The 19,766-nt window shown below is 62.1% G+C and carries 14 protein-coding genes and 1 pseudogene; 13 read left to right on the forward strand and 2 right to left on the reverse strand.

Annotation, left to right across the window (positions count from 1 at the left end):
* Positions 1 to 93 precede the first annotated feature (93 nt).
* From aspS to SJQ66_RS18310, 8 genes and pseudogenes are all read left to right on the forward strand, one after another.
* Positions 94 to 1,899 carry an aspartate--tRNA ligase gene (gene aspS, locus SJQ66_RS18275; protein ID WP_046151979.1) on the forward strand — a complete coding sequence of 602 codons (1,806 nt, stop codon included), beginning with the start codon at positions 94 to 96 and terminating at the stop codon, positions 1,897 to 1,899.
* Positions 1,900 to 2,064: 165 nt separating this feature from the next.
* Positions 2,065 to 2,544, forward strand: coding sequence for a dihydroneopterin triphosphate diphosphatase (gene nudB, locus SJQ66_RS18280; RefSeq protein WP_024902603.1), 480 nt, complete (start codon positions 2,065 to 2,067; stop codon positions 2,542 to 2,544).
* 28 nt (positions 2,545 to 2,572) lie between these two features.
* The gene (locus SJQ66_RS18285) at positions 2,573 to 3,976 is read left to right on the forward strand and encodes a phospholipase D-like domain-containing protein (protein WP_407691547.1); all 1,404 of its coding nucleotides are present in this window, start codon (positions 2,573 to 2,575) and stop codon (positions 3,974 to 3,976) included.
* A 241-nt stretch (positions 3,977 to 4,217) separates the two neighbouring features.
* Entirely contained in the window at positions 4,218 to 4,814 is a 597-nt protein-coding gene (locus SJQ66_RS18290) for a TetR/AcrR family transcriptional regulator (protein WP_024902605.1), read from the forward strand.
* Positions 4,815 to 4,934: 120 nt separating this feature from the next.
* A pseudogene (locus SJQ66_RS18295) lies at positions 4,935 to 6,665 on the forward strand (acyl-CoA dehydrogenase C-terminal domain-containing protein); the annotation flags it as partial.
* A gap of 300 nt (positions 6,666 to 6,965) precedes the next feature.
* Entirely contained in the window at positions 6,966 to 9,446 is a 2,481-nt protein-coding gene (locus SJQ66_RS18300; protein WP_046151977.1) for a 3-hydroxyacyl-CoA dehydrogenase/enoyl-CoA hydratase family protein, read from the forward strand.
* Between the two features lie 18 nt (positions 9,447 to 9,464).
* Positions 9,465 to 10,694 (forward strand): acetyl-CoA C-acyltransferase, encoded by a 1,230-nt coding sequence (locus SJQ66_RS18305; RefSeq protein WP_024902607.1) that lies wholly within the window; start codon positions 9,465 to 9,467, stop codon positions 10,692 to 10,694.
* Positions 10,694 to 11,557: an enoyl-CoA hydratase-related protein gene (locus SJQ66_RS18310; protein WP_024902608.1), complete on the forward strand. Its 864-nt coding sequence runs from the start codon at positions 10,694 to 10,696 to the stop codon at positions 11,555 to 11,557. The genes SJQ66_RS18305 and SJQ66_RS18310 overlap by 1 nt, the downstream gene beginning before the upstream one ends.
* A gap of 12 nt (positions 11,558 to 11,569) precedes the next feature.
* On the opposite strand, the gene SJQ66_RS18315 is transcribed toward SJQ66_RS18310, so the two are convergent.
* Positions 11,570 to 12,475: a formate dehydrogenase accessory sulfurtransferase FdhD gene (locus SJQ66_RS18315; protein ID WP_024902609.1), complete on the reverse strand. Its 906-nt coding sequence runs from the start codon at positions 12,473 to 12,475 to the stop codon at positions 11,570 to 11,572.
* Between the two features lie 168 nt (positions 12,476 to 12,643).
* On the opposite strand from SJQ66_RS18315, the gene SJQ66_RS18320 reads away from it, so the two are divergent.
* Positions 12,644 to 13,186, forward strand: coding sequence for a nitrate reductase associated protein (locus SJQ66_RS18320; RefSeq protein WP_024902610.1), 543 nt, complete (start codon positions 12,644 to 12,646; stop codon positions 13,184 to 13,186).
* Between the two features lie 4 nt (positions 13,187 to 13,190).
* On the opposite strand, the gene SJQ66_RS18325 is transcribed toward SJQ66_RS18320, so the two are convergent.
* Complete coding sequence (locus tag SJQ66_RS18325) at positions 13,191 to 13,535, reverse strand: acyl-CoA thioesterase (RefSeq protein ID WP_046151976.1); 345 nt, start codon at positions 13,533 to 13,535, stop codon at positions 13,191 to 13,193.
* Positions 13,536 to 13,796: 261 nt separating this feature from the next.
* Here SJQ66_RS18325 and SJQ66_RS18330 point away from each other — a divergent pair, with 261 nt between their 5' ends.
* From SJQ66_RS18330 to SJQ66_RS18345, 4 genes are all read left to right on the forward strand, one after another.
* Positions 13,797 to 15,650: an ABCB family ABC transporter ATP-binding protein/permease gene (locus SJQ66_RS18330; RefSeq protein WP_024902612.1), complete on the forward strand. Its 1,854-nt coding sequence runs from the start codon at positions 13,797 to 13,799 to the stop codon at positions 15,648 to 15,650.
* 21 nt (positions 15,651 to 15,671) lie between these two features.
* Positions 15,672 to 16,745: a LysR family transcriptional regulator gene (locus tag SJQ66_RS18335; protein ID WP_320535137.1), complete on the forward strand. Its 1,074-nt coding sequence runs from the start codon at positions 15,672 to 15,674 to the stop codon at positions 16,743 to 16,745.
* A gap of 271 nt (positions 16,746 to 17,016) precedes the next feature.
* Positions 17,017 to 18,324 (forward strand): Glu/Leu/Phe/Val family dehydrogenase, encoded by a 1,308-nt coding sequence (locus tag SJQ66_RS18340; RefSeq protein ID WP_036008519.1) that lies wholly within the window; start codon positions 17,017 to 17,019, stop codon positions 18,322 to 18,324.
* 346 nt (positions 18,325 to 18,670) lie between these two features.
* A complete protein-coding gene (locus SJQ66_RS18345) occupies positions 18,671 to 19,564 on the forward strand; it encodes a glutamate/aspartate ABC transporter substrate-binding protein (RefSeq protein ID WP_024902614.1) in 894 nt (297 codons plus the stop codon).
* Positions 19,565 to 19,766: the final 202 nt, after the last annotated feature.

Raw genomic sequence — 19,766 nt, forward strand, 5'->3', positions numbered from 1 at the left:
CCTGGCGACGGGCGGGTTCTGCCCATCCGTCGCGCTGCAGACCCGCAGCCTTGCGCGCATTGCCATTACTGAATGAATGACAGAGTCAACGATATGACCACTTCGATGAGAACCGAATATTGCGGCCGCGTGGCCGAGCATCTACTGGGACAAACGGTGTCCCTGTGCGGCTGGGTCAGCCGCCGGCGGGATCACGGGGGCGTGATCTTCATCGATTTACGTGACCGTGACGGGCTGGTCCAGGTGGTGTGCGACCCCGACCGCGCGGACATGTTCAAGGTCGCCGAAGGCGTCCGCAATGAATTCTGTGTTCAGGTGAAGGGTCTGGTCCGCCCGCGTCCCGCCGGCACCGAAAATGCCGGATTGACCAGCGGCAAGATCGAAGTGCTTTGTCACGAACTGACCGTATTGAACGCGTCCGTGACACCGCCGTTCCAGCTCGACGATGACAACCTGTCCGAGACCACGCGTCTGACGCATCGGGTATTGGATCTGCGCCGTCCGCAGATGCAGCACAACCTGCGCCTGCGTTATCGCGTGGCGATGGAAGTGCGTAATTACCTGGACCGCCTCGGCTTCATTGATATCGAGACACCGATGTTGACGAAGAGCACGCCGGAAGGCGCCCGCGATTATCTGGTGCCCTCGCGCACCAACGCCGGTCAGTTCTTCGCCTTGCCGCAGTCGCCGCAGTTGTTCAAGCAGTTGCTGATGGTGTCCGGCTTCGATCGCTACTATCAAATCACGAAGTGCTTCCGCGATGAAGACCTGCGAGCGGATCGCCAGCCCGAATTCACGCAGATTGATTGCGAAACGTCGTTCCTGACCGAGCAGGAGATCCGTGACCTGTTCGAGACGATGATCCGTAACGTGTTCAAGAATACGATCGACGTCTCCCTGGCGGACACGTTCCCGGTGATGGCGTACTCGGAAGCGATGCAGCGCTTTGGTTCGGACAAGCCAGATTTGCGCGTGAACCTGGAATTCACGGAACTGACGGATGCGATGACGGACGTCAGCTTCAACGTCTTCAGCAACCCGGCGAATGCGAAGGATGGCCGTGTGGTCGCCCTGCGCGTGCCGGGTGGCGCGGCGCTGTCGCGTGGCGATATCGACGCCTACGGCGAGTTCGTCAAGATCTACGGCGCCAAGGGTCTGGCATGGATCAAGGTCAACGACCTCTCCGCTGGCCGTGATGGTTTGCAAAGCCCGATTGTCAAGAATCTCCATGACGCGGCGGTTGCCGCCATCTTGGCGCGCAGTGGCGCCCAGAACGGTGACATCCTGTTCTTCGGCGCGGACCGGGCCAAGGTCGTCAACGATGCAATCGGTGCGTTGCGCTTGAAGATCGGCCATTCCGAATTCGGCAAGAAGAACGGATTGTTCGAAGCGGGTTGGCGTCCGCTGTGGGTGATCGACTTCCCGATGTTCGAATACGACGACGATAATGGCCGGTGGACGGCTTGCCACCACCCGTTCACTAGTCCGAAAGACGAGCACCTTGATTATCTGGAAACGGACCCGGGTCGTTGCTTGGCAAAGGCGTACGACATGGTGTTGAACGGTTGGGAGATTGGCGGTGGTTCGGTGCGGATCTATCGTGAAGACGTGCAAAGCAAGGTGTTCCGCGCATTGAAGATCAATGCCGAGGAGGCGCAGCTGAAGTTCGGGTTCCTGCTCGACGCGCTGCAATACGGCGCGCCGCCGCATGGTGGTATCGCCTTCGGGCTCGATCGGATCATCACGATGATGGCCGGTGCCGACTCGATCCGTGACGTGATTGCGTTCCCGAAGACGCAGCGCGCCCAGGACTTGTTGACACAGGCACCGAGCGAAGTCGACGAGAAGCAACTGCGCGAGCTGCACATCCGCTTGCGTCAGGAGCAGAAGCCGGCCTGAGTCCGGTGGCACGCATCACGGCGCGACAACGATGCCAGGGTCTGGAGAGCGGCGATGACACAGCGGTCTGCATCATCGGGGGTACCCACGGAGCAGTTGGTGTCGGCGCCGGTGCATGCGCAATCACGACAGCCTGAGCCGCGGGGACCGGCTGGTGCGTCGCCGATGCATGACCGCCCCCCGAAGATTCCCGAGTCGGTGCTCGTGGTGATTCATACCCCGCCCCCCGATATCCAGGTGCTCTTGATCGAGCGCGCGGACTTTCCCGGTTTCTGGCAGTCTGTGACCGGCTCCAAGGACCGGCTGGATGAACCATTGGCCGACACCGCCATCCGCGAGCTGGCGGAGGAGACCGGCATCGTCGTCGGTGGAGACCGGGTCGCACGCAGCGCGCTGCACGACTGGGGGCGCACCATTATCTACGACATCTATCCAGTCTGGCGGCATCGCTATGCGGCTGGTGTGACGACCAATACAGAGCACTGGTTCAGCGTCGAGGTCCCGCGCGACATCCCGATCACTCTCGCGCCGCGTGAGCACACCCACTACGCGTGGTTGCCTCTATCCGATGCGGCAGCGCGCTGCACCTCCCCCTCCAATGCCACCGCGATCCTCGCGCTCCCCGATCATCTCGCCGCGCGCTGAGTCATCGCGCGCGCGTCCCGGTGCGTCGGTGTCTCGTACGCGTCGGCTGCACGGGACATGGCGAAGCTGGCGTGCCACGCGCCTCACCTTCCTCGATTGCCCGGGCGCGACGCTGTTATCGGGCGGCACGATGCTGTTTCCCGCGATGATTCAGGCGATCGATGACGCGCATGAGACGGTACGCCTTGAAACGTATATTTATTGTCATGATGACGCTGGCCGCGCCATCTCCGCCGCGCTTGAGCGTGCGGCACGGCGGGGCGTGATGGTGCAGGTGATTACCGATGGCGTCGGCACCGCCGCGTTACCGTTGATCGCCGCGTGGCCTGCCCAAGGGATACGGCATCGGATTTTCAATCCGCATTGGTTCGGGGCGATGGGCGTGGCCCGTGATCATCGCAAGTTGTGCGTGGTGGATCAACGCGTGGCGTTTGTCGGCGGGATCAATATCGTCGATGATTGGATGAACGAGGGGATGAGGCTCGACGCACCACGGTGGGATTTTGCGGTCGCATTGCGTGGACCGGTTGTCCGTGACGTGACGGTGGCGTTCGACGTGCAATGGCATCGCGTCGATCCGGCGCGGCAACAGGGTTCGCTGTGGCAGCGACTCCGCGCCGCCATGGCCTCGCAACGTGACCGACGTCATTTGCGGCGCGAGCTACGGCGCGAGCGGGCCTTGTTATCGGCTTCCGCACAGGTTTCGTCGCCTCTACCGGGCGCGGCGGAGGGGACCGCCGAGGACAGCGCGCAGAGGATGGTTAATCACGGTGCGCGTGTCGACGATACGTCCGCCACGCATACCGATGCCCACTTGGCACATGGCGAAGGGGGGCGGCCCACCGCCTCGACGCATGCGGCGCAGGTCGCGTTTGTTGCCCGCGACAATCTGTTGAATCGGCGCGCCATCGAGCGCGCCTACCTGCAAGCCATTCGGCAGGCGCGGCGTCAGGTGGTGCTGGCTACGCCGTACTTCACGCCCGGGCGGCGTTTGCGGCGCGCGTTGACCCAGGCGGCACAGCGCGGCGTGGACGTGCGATTGTTGATCGGTCGCAAGGAATTCAGATTGCTCGATTGGGCGGTGCCTGCCTTATATGGCGGTTTCCTCAAGGCCGGCGTGCGCGTGGCGGAGTACGATCAGGCGTTGCTGCACGGCAAGGTGGCGGTGGTCGACGACGTCTGGGCGACGGTAGGGTCCTCCAATCTCGACGCGCTGAGTCTGTTCCTGAACCACGAGGCGAATGTCGTCCTGATGCACGATGCGTTGGCCGTCACGTTGCGCGAGGCAATCGAGAAGGCGTTCGACGCATCGCGTCAGATCGATCCCGGGCGTTTTGCCGCACGAGGGTGGATGACGCGCCTGTTGAATGGGACCGCTTACCTGGCGTACCGTTTCATGATGCGCTTACTGACCGCGGGCCGGTTCGAATGAGCGCCGCGACCCCGCTAGGGTTTCCGGCATGTGGGAGGCGCGTCCCGTACTGCAATGGCGTGACGCGCCGACGTAACAGGACAAACGATGATCCCGGTCGCCAGCCTTCGCTCCGTTTGGTATCCAGGACGGTCCCGAAGTCTGCATTAGAAAGTCATTTCTAATAAATTGCTTGTTTTGCGGAATGGCCGGCGCCAATAATAGTACGGCCGTTCGATTTTTAGAATCGGAAGAGAAGAGCATGCGCAAAGGTGAGCAGACGCGGTCGAAAATTCTCGACGCCGCGCTCCAAATGGCCAGCCGTGAAGGACTGGAAGGCTTGACCATCGGCTCGCTGGCTGAGCGGATGAGTATGAGCAAAAGCGGCGTTTTCGCGCATTTCGGCTCGCGAGAAGACTTGCAGGTGGCGGTGGTGGAGGAATATCACCGCCGTTTCGAGCAGGACGTGTTTTTCCCGAGCCTGGCGGCGCCGCGTGGGTTGCCACGGCTGCGGGCCATGGTGTTTTCCTGGGTCGACAAGCGGATCAAGGAAGAGATCGCCACCGGTTGTATCCTGATCAGTGGACCTGTCGAGTATGACGATCGCGCAGCGGACAGTCCTGTGCGCCAGCATCTGGAGCACAGTGTGATCAGCTGGCGAAAAGCATTGGAGACCGCGATTTTGCAGGCTCAGGAAGAGGGGCATTTGCGGCGGGATGTCGATCCGCAGATGATGTTGTTCGAGTTGTATAGCTTGACGCTAGGCGTGCATCACGACGCCCGGTTCCTGCGACTTCCGAACGCGATTCCGCTTGCGCGGGCCGCGCTCGAGAAGTTGATCGTTTCATATCAGGCATAGCGCGCCGGCGTATCCCTGGCTCCCGTCACCGCTTTGCCGCCCCGCGCGACCGCGCGGACGCGGACAAGACGGCACGGACGGCAAAGGCGGTATTGGCGGCGCGTCGGAGGAGAGACACTCATGGCAGAGTATCGCGCGCCGTTGCGAGATATCCGGTTTGTATTGCATGAACTGCTGGCCGGTGAGCCGGCACGGCAGGCCTTGCCGTCGCACGCGCAAATAGACGCGGACACGATCAATCAATTGCTTGAGGAAGCGGCCAAGTTCTGCGAGGACGTGCTGTTTCCGTTGAACGCGTCCGGCGACCTTGAAGGGTGCGTTTTCGACAAAGGTACCGTCACCACGCCGTCGGGCTTCAAGGCAGCCTACAAGCAATATGTCGAGGGTGGTTGGCCGGCGCTGGCCTGCGACGAGGAATATGGCGGCCAGGGCCTGCCGGTCAGCCTTAACAATACGCTCTATGAGCTGTTGAACGGCGCGAACCAGGCCTGGACGATGTATCCCGGTTTATCGCACGGGGCCTATGAGGCGCTGCGTGCGCATGGTACCGCCGCGCAGAAGACACAGTACTTGCCTAAGCTGACCTCGGGTGAATGGACCGGCACGATGTGCCTGACCGAACCGCAGTGCGGCACCGATCTCGGCATTCTCCGGACCAAGGCGCAACCGGCACCGGATGGCGACGGTTTTTTGATCAGCGGCGAAAAAATCTTCATCTCCAGCGGCGAGCACGATCTCGCCGACAACATTGTCCATCTGGTATTGGCACGGCTGCCTGATGCGCCGGCCGGCACGAAGGGCATCTCGTTATTTGTCGTGCCGAAGTTCCTGTCCGATCCATCCGGCAAGCTGGGCGCACGCAACCCGGTCCGTTGCACCGCGATCGAACACAAGATGGGCATTCATGGCAACGCGACCTGTCAGATTCTGCTGGACGGTGCACGTGGCTGGCTGGTCGGCGAGCCAAATCGGGGCTTGCAGGCGATGTTCGTGATGATGAATACGGCGCGGCTGGGCGTGGGCATGCAGGGACTCGGGCTTACTGAAGCCGCCTATCAACAGTCGCTGGCCTATGCCAGGGAGCGCTTGCAAATGCGCTCGCTCACGGGCATCAAGGCGCCGGACAAGCCTGCCGATCCGATCATCGAACATCCGGACGTACGCCGGTTGCTGTTGACGCAAAGGGCGTACGCGGAAGGCGCCCGCGCGTTCACCAGTTGGCTGGCATTGCAGATCGACGTGATGCACGGTCACCCGGACGCGGCGGTACGCAAGACGGCCGAAGATCACGTGGCGTTGCTGACGCCAATCGCCAAGGCCTTCCTGACGGATAACGCGTTCGAATGCACGAATCATGCGGTACAGGTGTTTGGCGGTCACGGCTATATCCGCGAGACGGGCATCGAGCAGTACGTCCGCGATGCCCGAATCAACATGATCTACGAGGGAACGAATGCGGTGCAGGCGCTTGATCTGCTGGGCCGCAAGATCCTGGGTGACATGGGGATGAAGCTGAGCCAGTTCGGTCAACTTATCATTGGTTTCGTCGAGGCGGAGCAGGCGTCGTCGGAGATGGCGGAGTTCATCAGGCCGCTGGCCTTGCTGGGCGAGGAGGTCAAGAAGTTGACCGCCGAGGTGGGCATGGCGGCGATGCAGAATGCCGACGAAGTGGGGGCAGCCGCCGTGCCATACCTGCGGGTGGTCGGGCATCTTGTGTTCGCCTATTTTTGGGCGCGGATGGCGCGTACGGCATTCGACGCGCTGCAAGGCAAGCATGATGCGTTGACCGATGAAGGCGGCGCGGCGTTCTACCAATCCAAGCTTGCAACTGCCCGGTTCTATTTCGCGAAGCTGCTGCCGGAAGCCCTGACGCAGGTGGCATTGGCGCGCACCGGTGCGGAGCCGATCATGACCGAAGGCACCGCGGCGTTCGGCGCGGACGGTACCGTGACGAAGGCGTTCGATCGCGTCAGCGCATTGTTTGCGCCGTCGGCCGAGACGAAAGGCGCATCCGCCGCCGCGATCGCCACACCGACTTCCGCGACGGGAGCGGGTGGCCCTTCGCGTGCGCTCGCCGACGCGCCGGCGACGACGCCGTTCGTCGCCGCGCAATGGCGTGTGCGCAAGGTCGCGGTATTGGGTGCCGGTGTCATGGGCGCGCAGATCGCCGCGCATCTGGTCAACGCGCGCATTCCCGTGGTGCTGTTCGATCTGGCGACGAAGTCCGACTCGGAGGCCGCCGGAAAGGGCGGCGCCGCGCCGCGTAGCGCGATTGCGCTGCAGGCCATCGAGCGGTTGAAGAAACTGAAGCCGGCGCCATTGGGCAATCCGGCGGACGCGGGCTATTTGCAGGCGGCGAACTACGACGACGATCTCGGTTTGCTGGGCGAGTGCGATCTGGTGATCGAGGCGATTGCCGAGCGCCTGGACTGGAAGCACGACCTGTATCGCAAGGTAGCGCCGGCGTTGGGCGCGCAGACGATTTTCGCGTCGAACACGTCCGGCTTGTCGATCGCCTCGTTGGCACAAGGTCTTGAAGGCGCGGCCGCCTCGTTGGCGGAGCGGTTCTGCGGCGTGCATTTCTTCAACCCGCCGCGGTATATGCATCTGGTCGAGTTGATTGCCACGCCCTCAACGCGTCCAGACATCCTGGAGGCGTTGGAGACGTTCCTGACCGGCGTGGTGGGCAAGGGCGTGGTCCATGCAAAGGACACGCCGAATTTCATCGCCAACCGGGTGGGCGTCTTCTCGATTCTCGCGGTGATCGCGCGCGCCGCGCAGTACAAACTGTCCTTTGATCTGGTGGACGACCTGACCGGCAGTCGTCTGGGACGTGCGAAGTCCGCCACGTTCCGTACTGCCGATGTCGTTGGATTGGACACGATGGGACATGTGATCAAGACGATGCAGGACGGCTTGCGCGATGATCCGTTCGCTGCTCACTATGCCACACCCTCGGTCCTGCGCGCATTGGTCGAGCATGGTGCGCTTGGTCAGAAAACGGGGGCGGGTTTCTATAAGAAGGTGGGCAAGGACATTTTGGTGCTGGACGCGGAAAAAGCGGCAGCTGGCGCCTCGGGTGACGCCGCGTACAAGCCTTCCGGCGCCAAGGCCAGCGATGAGATCAAGCAGATCCTGAAGTTGGCGCCGGCCGAGCGCTTCGCCGCTTTGCGCGATGCCGCCGCGCGCAATGACCCGCAAGCGCAATTTCTGTGGTCGATTTTCAGTGACGTGTTCCATTACGTCGCCGTGCATCTGGAGACGATCGCGGACAACGCCCGCGATGTCGATTTCGCGATTCGCTGGGGCTTTGGCTGGAACGAAGGTCCGTTCGAGTTGTGGCAGGCGGCAGGCTGGCGCCAGGTCGCGCAGTGGGTGCGTGACGATATCGCCGCCGGCAAGTCGTTGTCGTCGGCGCCGTTGCCGGCATGGGTGCTCGACGGCCCCGTGGAGACCCATGGCGGCGTGCATTCGCCGGACGGGTCTTGGTCGCCTGCGCGGAAGCGGTTTGTCCCACGTAGCACGCTGCCGATCTATGCCCGGCAAATCTTCCCGGCACGGGTTTTTGGCACGCAGCGCGATGCCAATGCCGATCCGGCCAAGCGTGGCACCACGGTGTTCGAGAACGCCGGCGCACGGCTATGGGTCGACGATGTGCCGGCTGCGGACGGGTCTTCGAATCCGGACGTGCTGATCCTCTCGTTCCGCTCGAAGATGAATACGATCGGCCCGGACGTCCTGCATGCCATCCGCCACGGCGTTACGCTCGCCGAGGAAAGCTATCGCGGCCTCGTGATCTGGCAGCCGACGTCGCTGACGCTCGGCACGCCGGGCGGGCCGTTCTCGGCGGGCGCGGATCTCGCGTCGGCGATGCCGAAGTTCATGATCGGAGGCGCCGCCGGGGTGGAGCCGTTTATCGCGGAATTCCAGCAGACAATGCAATGCGTGAAGTACGCGCAGGTGCCGGTTGTCGTTGCCTTGTCGGGTATCGCGCTTGGCGGTGGCTGTGAGTTGACGCTGCATGCGGCGCGACGTGTGGCGCACGTGGAGACGTATCTGGGTCTTGTCGAGATTGGCGTGGGCGTCGTGCCGGCGGGCGGTGGTTTGAAGGAAGCGGCCATTGCGGCGGCGCGCGTGGCGGGTCAGTTCGATAGCAAGCGCTATCTCGATTTCCTGACGCCGCGATTCAAGTATGCGGCTACGGCGCAGGTATCCGCATCGGCGCACGAAGCATTGCACATGGGCTATCTGCAGCCGTCGGACCCGATCGTCTTCAATGTCCACGACTTGCTGGGTGCCGGCATTCGCGAGGCGCGGGCGTTGTCGTTGTCCGGGTATCGTCCGCCGTTGCCGAATGTATTGGTGCCGGTGGCGGGACGTTCCGCCGCGGCGACGATTCGTTCGCAATTGGTGAATATGCGTGACGGCGGTTTCATCTCCGCGCATGACGCAGAGATCGCCACCCGTATCGCCGACATCGTGTGCGGTGGCGACGTCGAACCCGGCACGCTGGTCAGCGAACAATGGCTGCTCGATCTGGAGCGCCGTGCGTTCGTCGACCTGCTGGGCACGGCAAAGACGCAGGCACGGATTGCCGGTTTGCTGCAGGGCGGCAAGCCGCCGCGAAACTAACAAGGTGGAGCGAGACGAATGACAACCTTCAATCAACAACGATCGGGCGGCGCGCGCCAGCTGCAGGATGCCTATATCGTCGCGGCAGTCCGCACCCCCATCGGCAAGGCACCACGCGGCGCACTGCGCTTCACCCGGCCTGACGACCTGCTGGTGCATGCATTACGCAGCGCTATCGCACAGGTGCCATCGCTGGACCCGCAAGCGATCGAGGACGCGGTCGTTGGCTGCGCGATGCCGGAAGGCGAACAGGGCTTGAACGTGGCCCGATCGAGTGTGTTGCTGGCGGGCCTCCCGCAACGGGTGGGCGGCATTACGGTCAACCGTTTCTGCGCCTCGGGCTTGAGCGCGCTGGCAATGGCGGCCGATCGGATTCGCGTGGGGGAAGCCGATGTGATGATCGCCGGTGGTGTCGAGTCGATGAGCATGGTGCCCATGACGGGCAACACGCCATCGATCAACCCGCAGGTCTATGTGCGCGATGAGGATGTCGCGATTGCCTACGGCATGGGCTTGACGGCCGAACGGGTGGCCGAGCGCTGGAACGTCAGTCGCGCGGATCAGGATGCGTTCGCGGTGGAGTCGCATCGCCGTGCATTGGCCGCGCAGGCAGCAGGCGCGTTCGAGCGCGAGATCGCGCCGATCGATGTGGTGACCCGGTCCCCGGAATTCGAGGGTGCCACGGTGCGGCTGGATACCCGCGTGCTGCGCGCTGACGAGGGGCCGCGCGCCGATACGTCGCTGGAAGGGCTGGCGAAGTTGAAGACGGTGTTCGCGGCAAAGGGCTCGGTGACCGCCGGCAACAGTTCGCAGATGTCCGACGGCGCGGCCGCGCTGGTGTTGGTATCCGAGCGCGCGTTGAAGCTGTTCAACCTGACGCCGCTGGCACGCTTCGTCGGCTTCTCCGTGCGCGGGGTGGCGCCGGACGTGATGGGTATCGGACCGAAGGAAGCGATTCCCGCGGTATTGCGCGCCACGGGGCTGGCGCAGTCCGATATGGACTGGATCGAGCTGAACGAGGCGTTTGCCGCGCAAGCGCTGGCCGTGATACGGGACCTCGACCTGGACCCGACGCGCGTCAATCCACTCGGCGGCGCCATCGCGCTGGGGCATCCACTCGGGGCGACCGGTGCCGTGCGCGCGGCAACCCTCGTTCACGGCTTGCAGCGGACGAAGCAACGCTACGGGATGATCACCATGTGCGTGGGAACCGGCATGGGCGCCGCCGGCATCCTGGAGCGGGTTTGATGACTACCGGGGAGGAAGGTATCCGCGTCGAGTCCGACGCGGCGTCGGCGGGTGCGGTGCGCGTTTTGCGCTGGCATCGCCCGGCGAAGCGCAACGCGATCAATTTGGCGATGTATCGCGCGATGGCCACGGCGCTGCGCGAGGCAGAAGCCGACGAGACGGTCAAGGTCGTTGTCGTGGCCGGTTCCGAGCATGACGGCACCGCGGCGTTCACCGCGGGCAACGACCTGTCGGACTTCGCTGCCCGGGGTCCATCGAATGGGCCTGATGCCCATCACGCCGTCACCGCCGCGGATGCATCGGACATCACGGTCGGCTTGCAGCCGGTGCTTGCTTTTCTGGATACGTTGAACCGGATGCGCAAGCCGTTGCTGGCGGCCGTACGCGGCCCGGCGGTGGGTATCGGCACGACGATGCTCCTACATTGCGACATTGTATGTGCTGGCGATGATGCGCGATTTGCGCTGCCTTTCACGGCGCTTGGCCTATGTCCTGAAGCGGGCGCCAGCCTGTTGCTGCCGCGACTGGTCGGGTATCAACGCGCCGCCCGGTTGCTGTTGCTGGGCGAACCCTTCGATTCGGCTCAGGCGCTGGCATATGGGGTAGTGAGCGAAGTGCTGCCCGCCGATACCGTGGAAAGCCATGTGCTGGCATTGGCGCGTAAGCTCGCGATGCTGCCCCGGGAGGCGGTGCAGGCAACGAAGGCGCTAATGAAGCCCCGTGAATCGGACGCTCCCGCCGGCGTTGCCTCAACCGCGCGGCAGATCACGATCGAAGCCGATGTGTTTGCCCGGCTGCTCCAGACACCTGCGGCGCAGGAACGCATCCTCGCCGCGAGCGGCGGGAAAGCCAGACGTGCCTGACCAGAAGGCCGCTCAGTCCCGCGCCAGAGTGACGCCGGCCACGGTGGTATAGTCCACGAAGCCGTCATCACGGCAGAAGCTCGCCAGCCGCACGCCGGCCTGGCGGGCGATCCGTACCGCCAACGTGGTGGGCGCGGAAATGGTCGCCAGCATCGGGATCCGCATTCGCGCCGCCTTACGGACCAATTCGTAGCTCCCCCGGCTCGATAGAAACACGAACCCCGACCCGAAATCGACGCGATCGAGCGCCAGTCGCCCGATCAGCTTATCCATGGCGTTATGCCGGCCCACGTCCTCGAATACCGCCAGCAGCGTGCCTTCCGGACTGCACCAGGCGGCGGCGTGTACCCCGCCCGTGCGGTGCATCAAATGCTGATGCGCACGTAATGCGGCCGCCGCACATTGGATCGCGGCGTCGGTCACCATGTCTGCAATCGGGGCCGCCTCGGCGGGCGCCGCGGCATTGGCCGCGTGGCCATGATGACGTGGTCGGCATGCGTCTATCGGCTCCGGATCAAGGTCCAGCAGGTCGAGGCTTTCAACGCCACAAATACCGCAACCGGTCCGGCCGGTCATCGCGCGCCGCTTTTCCTTCAACTTGACAAAGGCCGACTGCAGGATGTCGATGCGGATCTCGGCGCTGTCTTCGTAAAACGTGGTGTCAATGTCGCGGATATCCGCGACGTCGGTGATGATGCCTTCGCTCAGTGAGAAACCGGCCGCGAACGCCTCCAGGTCGCGTGGCGTGGTCATCATGACGGCATGGGAAATACCGTTGTATACCAGCGCGACAGGCCATTCCTCGGCAATATCGTCCCGTGCGGCAACGCTCGCGCCACCGCGATGACGCGCGACGTCCAGCGCGCGCCAGCCCGCGCTCGGGGATGGGTCGCGTTCGCTCGGATCTGATTTGATCATGCTGCCTGTCTCGGGTGCGGGAAGGGCTGGTCGATGGCATGCCATCGACCATACGCTATCATGCAACATTCCCAATCCAGCGGGATAGTGGCCTCCAGCAAGCAATCACTGTACCGCCCAGGCCCCACGGTACAGTGTGGAGTGGGACGATCATGCTATCGTGGGAACATGAACAGCCACCGTCACTCGGATCACCTCGCCGGCGCGCCGCAGCTATTCGCGTTCGAACAGCCATCGTGCGAGGATTTTACGTATATCCCGCTGAGCGTTCGCTTTCACCTGGACCGCTGCGGCTGGCGTTTGTCGCTCGCGCAGTGGCAGGCGTTTCCCCATGCCGACCGGGTGACGCTGGCAACTTTTCCGGTGCTTGCCGATGCGCCCGCCGATGTTGCCGCCGCGCTTGCGCACGAGGGTGCCGCGCCGGACGCGTCGTCCGCGGCATTCGATACCGCGCTCGTGGCCCTGGCCGCGCGACACTTGCGCGAGCCGATCGAACGCACGCCACCGATGCGGCCCATGCCGGGCGACGACGTCACGGCTGTACCCGAGGCCGTATTGGCGCAGTGCGGATTAGCTTCTGTCCCGGAATTGACCTTGCAACAATGGGGCGCGTTGTCGCGATTCCAGCGTTATGCGTTGGAAAAGCTGTCGCGCAAGCCAAAATCCAACCATGATTTCTTGCCCGCGCTACGGGAATTCGGCCTGGCGTGAGTGTTTAGAGCGGCGGGATAGGGCGAGGCCGCCGGTCGTCACCGGTTGCGACAAACGTCAGGCTGGCTTCCGTCACGCGCACGACGTTGTTCGGAGCATGCATCCGTTGCGCGAATACCTCGACATCGATGGTCATCGACGTTCTGCCCGTGCGCACGACATCCGCGTAAAAGCTGAGCAGATCACCAACGAAGACCGGCTGCTTGAAAACGAAGGAATTCACCGCAACCGTCACCACACGCCCGTTTGCGCGGCGAGCCGCGACCAGGGAAGCGGCGATGTCCACATGGGACATGATCCAGCCGCCGAACACGTCACCGTAAATATTGGCATCGGATGGGCGGGCCATGACCCGCAGGGTGGGTTGGCTGGTCTCGCGATGCGCGGGGAAGCCGTGCGTCTCGTCGTTGCCGCTGACAGGCACCGCATTGCCGCCCGAGGCGGGTGAGACCCCTGTCTGGCCCGCGCCGTCGCCGGCGGAAGCGTTGTATTGTTCGGTCATCGTTGTTTTGAATGAAAAGCCGTTCTGTAAGATGCGGGCTGTCAGTGACAATGACGGACCGTACGCGAATGTCCGCTATTGTAAGTCCGCTCCATTCTTTCGTTCTCGATGCGTCGTTCTTCTACTTTCTCCCCTGATGCCGCCTCGCTGGCCGATTCGTCGCGGCGCGATTTCCAGACGCTGCGCTCGCTGCTGCCCTACCTGTCGGGATTTTCGCTTCGCATCACGCTGGCGTTGAGCTGCCTGATCCTGGCGAAGGTTGCAAACCTTGGTGTGCCGTTGTTGTTGAAGTCGATCGTCGATAGATTGTCCGCCTCCCATACGCTGGTTGCCGTGGGGCGGCAAGCGCATGCGCCGCTGATCATCCTCGCTGGCGGCATCGGGCTGCTGGTCATCGCCTACGCGGTGGTACGACTCTCCACGTCGCTGTTCACCGAATTACGCGAATTGCTGTTTGCTCGCGTCACCGAGCAGGTTGTTCGCGATATCTCGCTACAGGTCTTCCGGCACCTGCATGGCCTTTCCTTGCGATTCCACCTGGATCGGCAGACGGGCGGCATGACGCGCGACATCGATCGCGGGACGCGCGGTATCCAGCAGGTGCTGCAATACTCGTTGTACAGTATTCTGCCGACGTTGATCGAAATCACGCTGGTCATCGTCATCTTCATCACGCGCTACGAAGTGTATTACGCGGCGGTGACGTTTTTCGCATTGCTTGCTTACGTCGTATTCACGATCAAGGTCAGCGCCTGGCGCACCGCGCTGCGTCGTTCGGTTAACGAGCTGGAATCCAAGGCGAGCACCCGCGCGATCGATTCCCTGTTGAATTACGAGACAGTGAAGTACTTCAACAACGAGGATTTCGAGGCGGCGCGCTACGATGCGCACCTGCGTCAATATCGCGCCGTGGCGGTCAGATCTCAGAAAACGTTGTCGATGTTGAATTTTGGACAGCAGGTGATCATCTCGATCGGACTCGTGCTGATTCTATGGCATGCAACCGGCGAGGTGATGGCGGGACGCCAGACGCTGGGCGACCTGGTCCTGATCAACACCTTCATGTTGCAACTGTATGTGCCGTTGAATTTTCTTGGCGTCATTTATCGCGAGCTGAAACAAGCGTTGGCGGACATGGATCGGATGTTTACGTTGACCGCCGAGCAACGCGAGATCGCCGATTTCCCGGATGCCCCCGCATTGGCATTGCATGGCCCCTTGGGCGCGACGGTCGTGTTCGATCACGTCCGCTTCGGTTATCAGTCCGACCGGACGATACTGCATGACGTCTGTTTCACGGTGCCGGCGGGAACGACCACGGCGATTGTCGGACACAGCGGCTCAGGAAAATCGACGCTGGCGCGGTTGCTGTTCCGTTTCTACGACGCGGAGGCGGGTACCCGGATCACCGTCGATGGCCAGGATATCCGGACGGTCCGGCAGCAATCGCTGCGTGCGGCCATCGGTATCGTGCCGCAGGATACCGTGCTGTTCAATGACTCCATCTACTACAACATCGCCTACGGCCGTCCGAGCGCCAGTCGCGACGAGGTGATCGCGGCGGCGCGGGACGCGCAGGTCCATGACTTTATCGAGAGTTTGCCCAAAGGGTACGATACGCCGGTGGGGGAGCGAGGTCTGAAGCTCTCCGGAGGCGAGAAGCAACGGGTCGCCATCGCGCGAACGCTATTGAAGAATCCGCCGATCCTGATTCTTGACGAAGCCACGTCGGCATTGGACTCTCGTGCCGAACGCGCGATCCAGCAGGCGCTCGATCGGGTCGCGCGCGGTCGCACGACATTGGTGATCGCGCACCGCCTATCCACGGTCGTGGGTGCACAGCAGATCCTCGTGATGGATGCCGGGCGTGTCGTCGAGCGTGGCACCCATGCGGATCTGCTCGCGGCAAACGGCCTGTATGCGCAGATGTGGCGGCTGCAATCGCACGACGAACCGGCATAACGTAACGCGAGACGGGACACGATGGAAACCAAATGGCTCGAGGACTTCATCTCGCTGGCGGAAACCCGCAGTTTCAGCCGCTCCGCGGCATTGCGGCACGTGACGCAGCCGGCGTTTTCGCGTCGTATCCAGGCCCTGGAAGCCTGGTTGGGCGCTGAGTTGATCGATCGCTCCGGTTATCCCACGCGACTGACCCAGGCAGGCAATATCTTCCATGCGCAGGCATTGGCGTTACTCAACCAGGCGCGAGAAGCCCGCACCTTGCTACGGGGGCAAGGTGTACTGAGCGCAACCACGCTTGATTTCGCCGTACCGCATACGCTGTCGCTTACCTTCTTTCCGCAATGGATTCAGCGTATCGATGCCTTGCTGGCGCGCGGCGTCGTCACGCCGAGCGCGCCAGCCGCCGATGGGAAGCCGCCGATCCCGCCGCCGTCCGGGCCGTTGCACGCGCGATTGCGTGCGCTGAACGTTCACGACGCCGTGCTGACGTTGACTGAAGGCGGCTGCGACCTGATCATGGGGTACCACCATCCCAGTCACCCGGTTGCGCTCGATCCCCGGCGTTATGCCCAGTTGACACTGGGCACGGAGACCATCGGACTGTTCTGTGCTGCCGGGCCGCCCGAGGTGTCCGCCTCGGTGGCCAGTGCAGGGGGCGCACGAACGGGGCGGCTCACACCGCGTTTTACGTTGCCCGGGAGTCCAACCCATCCTGTGCCGTATCTGGCTTATGCATCTGATGCATATCTTGGCCGCATGACCGAAGTACTGCTTTCACGGGCGACCCAGCCGTTGTATCTCGACCGGATATATGAGACCGATATGGCGGAGGGGCTTAAAGTAATGGCGGTCGCCGGACACGGTATCGCGTTTCTACCTCATAGCGCGGCGGCCGACGCGTTGGCCGATGGCCGGCTGGTGCCGCTGGGGGACGTTCCTGGCAACAGCAACGTGGCGGGCCCATGGACACTCACGATGGAAATTCGTCTGTACCGAGATACCCTTGCCGATGTCGACGGGCAACGCCGGGCGTTGCGCGACGCTGTCTGGGAGGCCGCTCAGCGGTTGCTGGATAACCCCGAGGGTGTCTGAAAGGTCGGAAATACAGATGAGATTTGCCGCGATCTGTGTAGAGTAAGGTGGGAGTTATCCTGGATTACGATGAAAATAAGGGATCTTGTCTGAAAGACTGATAGCAATGGCAATGCATCACTTGTCCGAAAAATGCGGGTGACCTGCTGTTTTGCAAAGCTTTTCAGGGGTTATGCAAAAAATGCATGGATAAATGACGCTTCGGCATTTGCAACGCGATTTCGTCGGTTCTAGAGTGCAGTCATCAACTACTTAATGCGGAGCAGCCGCCATGTCAGAAGGTCATCGCACCCCCTCGTATCTCAGCGCGGAAGATCTGGGTCCCTGGGGCAGTTATCTCGAGCAGGTTGATCGCGTCACGCCCTATTTGGGGACGCTGAGTCGATGGGTCGAGACACTGAAGCGGCCGAAACGCATCATGATCGTCGATGTGCCGATCGAACTCGACAACGGCACGATTGCCCATTTCGAGGGTTATCGTGTGCAGCACAATGTCTCGCGGGGCCCTGGTAAAGGCGGCGTGCGGTTCCACCAGGACGTGACGCTCAGCGAAGTGATGTCGCTGGCGGCGTGGATGTCCGTGAAGAACGCCACCGTCAACGTCCCCTATGGCGGTGCGAAGGGCGGTATTCGCGTGGACCCGCGGACGCTGTCGCGGGGCGAGCTGGAGCGCATGACGCGCCGTTACACCAGCGAGATCAACAACATCATCGGGCCGAACACCGATATCCCCGCGCCGGACGTCAACACGAACGAACAGATTATGGCGTGGATGATGGACACCTATTCGGTGAACCAGGGCCATACGGCGACGGGCGTGGTTACCGGCAAGCCCATTTCGTTGGGCGGTAGCCTCGGCCGCCGCGATGCGACGGGCCGTGGCGTGTTCGTTGTCGCCGGTGAAGCGGCGACGAAGATCGGCCTGGATCTGAACGGTGCGCGTATTGCGGTGCAGGGCTTCGGGAATGTGGGCGGCGTGGCTGCCAGGCTGTTCCAGGACGCCGGTGCGAAGATCATCGCGGTCCAGGATCACACAGGTACGCTGTATGCGCCGAAAGGACTGGATGCGCGTGCCTTGGCCGCGCACGTCGAGCAGCACCGCGGGGTGGCGGGTTTCGCCGAAGCAGCCGGCGCGGATGCCGGTATCGAAACGTTGCGCGAGCGTGAGGCGTTCTGGCAGATCGAGACCGATATCCTGATTCCGGCCGCCCTGGAAGGACAGATCACCGAGAAAAACGCGGGTCAGATCAAGACGCGCATTGTCGTCGAAGGTGCCAATGGCCCGACAACACCGCAAGCGGACGACATCCTTCGCGAGAATGGGGTACTCGTCGTGCCGGACGTGGTCGCCAACGCAGGCGGGGTAACTGTCAGCTACTTCGAATGGGTGCAGGATTTTTCGAGCTTCTTCTGGGACGAGGACGAAATCAATCAACGGCTGGACCGTATCATGCGGGAGGCCTTCTCCTCGGTCTGGCATGTAGCGCAGGACAAATCGGTGACAATCCGCACCGCGGCGTACATTGTTGCCTGTACGCGCATCCTGCAAGCACGCGAAATGCGGGGTCTTTATCCGTAATTTTCCGAAAGACCCCGGTGTCCGAACCATTGCGATACGTTATTTGGTGTTGCATCGGTGCTGCAGCCGCGTGTAGTTATCTCTGATATCGAAAGCCCGCGTGATGTGTTGAAACACATTGCACGGGCTTTTTCGCGGCATATTCTATGCGACGAGAATATGTGAACTCGTTGCGGGCACGGCACGTGTTGTTATATAAATGCAGTGCATTCGTCAGCTAGCAGCAAGGCGGAGCAAATATGAACAGGTGTTTGACGTTGCGGCGCATGTGTCTGTGCATCGCCCGCGCGCGCCGCACATCTGTCAACTGACAGCAGAATCGACACACCGCAAGGAGATCAGGGCAATGAAAATCACGAAAATCGCGCTCGCATTGTGCGTTTTGGGCGCCATTACCGGAAGCGCGAATGCGCAATCCAGTGCCACGCTGGATAAGATCAAGAAAGACGGGATCATTACGGTTGGGCACCGCGAGTCGTCGATTCCTTTCTCCTACTACGATGACAAGCAACAGGTTGTCGGCTACGCACAGGACTTCTCCAACGCGATTGTCGCGGAGGTGAAGAAGGAATTGAAGTTGCCGAACCTGCAGGTCAAGCTGATCCCGATCACGTCGCAAAATCGCATCTCGCTGCTGCAGAACGGCACGATCGATTTCGAGTGCGGTTCGACCACGAACAATCTGGAGCGGCAGAAGCAGGTCGCATTCTCGGATACATTCTTCGTGATTGGCACGCGTCTGCTGACGGCCAAGGATTCCGGCATCAAGGACTTTGATGACTTGAAGGGCAAGAACGTGGTCACCACGGCCGGTACGACGTCGGAAGCATTGCTGCGCAAGATGAACGCGGACCAGAACATGGGTATGCGCATTATCAGCGCTAAGGATCACGGTGACTCGTTCCTGACGCTGGAAACGGGCCGGGCCGTCGCGTTCATGATGGATGACGCGTTGTTGGCCGGTGAACGCGCGAAGGCGAAGAAGCCGGACAACTGGGTAATCGTCGGCAAGCCGCAATCGAACGAAGCGTATGGCTGCATGATTCGCAAGGACGATCCGGGTTTCAAGGCGCTGGCCGACAAGGTGATTTCGAAGGCTGAGACCGATGGCGACGCTCTGAAGTGGTATCACACCTGGTTCGAGCAACCGATTCCGCCAAAGGGCCTGAACCTGAACTTCATGTTGAGCGATGACATGAAAGCGTTGTTCAAGGCACCCAACGACAAAGCCTTCCAGTAAATTGTTTTTTTGCTGGCGTTGCACGCAGTTTACACTCGTGTAAAGTTCCGCTTGCGGTGACGGTTGGCAATTCGGAAAATTCGCACCTATTGCGACCATGGTTTAACAGGCTGGATCATGGACAATGGAAGGGCCCGCGCGCTGCGGGCCTTTTGTTATATAGAGCGCGTGTTTTGTCGTGCAAGTTGCGTACGGTTTGCGT

The sequence above is a fragment of the Robbsia andropogonis genome (assembly GCF_034047095.1).
Taxonomy (GTDB): Bacteria; Pseudomonadota; Gammaproteobacteria; order Burkholderiales; family Burkholderiaceae; genus Robbsia; species Robbsia andropogonis.

Excerpts from the sequence above, each read along its gene's own strand:
- nudB (WP_024902603.1), top strand. The coding sequence starts at position 2,065 with ATGCATGACCGCCCCCCGAAGATTCCCGAGTCGGTGCTCGTGGTGATT.
- SJQ66_RS18310 (WP_024902608.1), top strand. The coding sequence starts at position 10,694 with ATGACTACCGGGGAGGAAGGTATCCGCGTCGAGTCCGACGCGGCGTCG.
- SJQ66_RS18290 (WP_024902605.1), top strand. The coding sequence starts at position 4,218 with ATGCGCAAAGGTGAGCAGACGCGGTCGAAAATTCTCGACGCCGCGCTC.
- SJQ66_RS18315 (WP_024902609.1), bottom strand. The coding sequence starts at position 12,475 with ATGATCAAATCAGATCCGAGCGAACGCGACCCATCCCCGAGCGCGGGC.
- SJQ66_RS18345 (WP_024902614.1), top strand. The coding sequence starts at position 18,671 with ATGAAAATCACGAAAATCGCGCTCGCATTGTGCGTTTTGGGCGCCATT.
- SJQ66_RS18340 (WP_036008519.1), top strand. The coding sequence starts at position 17,017 with ATGTCAGAAGGTCATCGCACCCCCTCGTATCTCAGCGCGGAAGATCTG.
- SJQ66_RS18300 (WP_046151977.1), top strand. The coding sequence starts at position 6,966 with ATGGGCGCGCAGATCGCCGCGCATCTGGTCAACGCGCGCATTCCCGTG.
- aspS (WP_046151979.1), top strand. The coding sequence starts at position 94 with ATGACCACTTCGATGAGAACCGAATATTGCGGCCGCGTGGCCGAGCAT.
- SJQ66_RS18330 (WP_024902612.1), top strand. The coding sequence starts at position 13,797 with ATGCGTCGTTCTTCTACTTTCTCCCCTGATGCCGCCTCGCTGGCCGAT.
- SJQ66_RS18305 (WP_024902607.1), top strand. The coding sequence starts at position 9,465 with ATGACAACCTTCAATCAACAACGATCGGGCGGCGCGCGCCAGCTGCAG.
- SJQ66_RS18335 (WP_320535137.1), top strand. The coding sequence starts at position 15,672 with ATGGAAACCAAATGGCTCGAGGACTTCATCTCGCTGGCGGAAACCCGC.
- SJQ66_RS18320 (WP_024902610.1), top strand. The coding sequence starts at position 12,644 with ATGAACAGCCACCGTCACTCGGATCACCTCGCCGGCGCGCCGCAGCTA.
- SJQ66_RS18325 (WP_046151976.1), bottom strand. The coding sequence starts at position 13,535 with ATGGCCCGCCCATCCGATGCCAATATTTACGGTGACGTGTTCGGCGGC.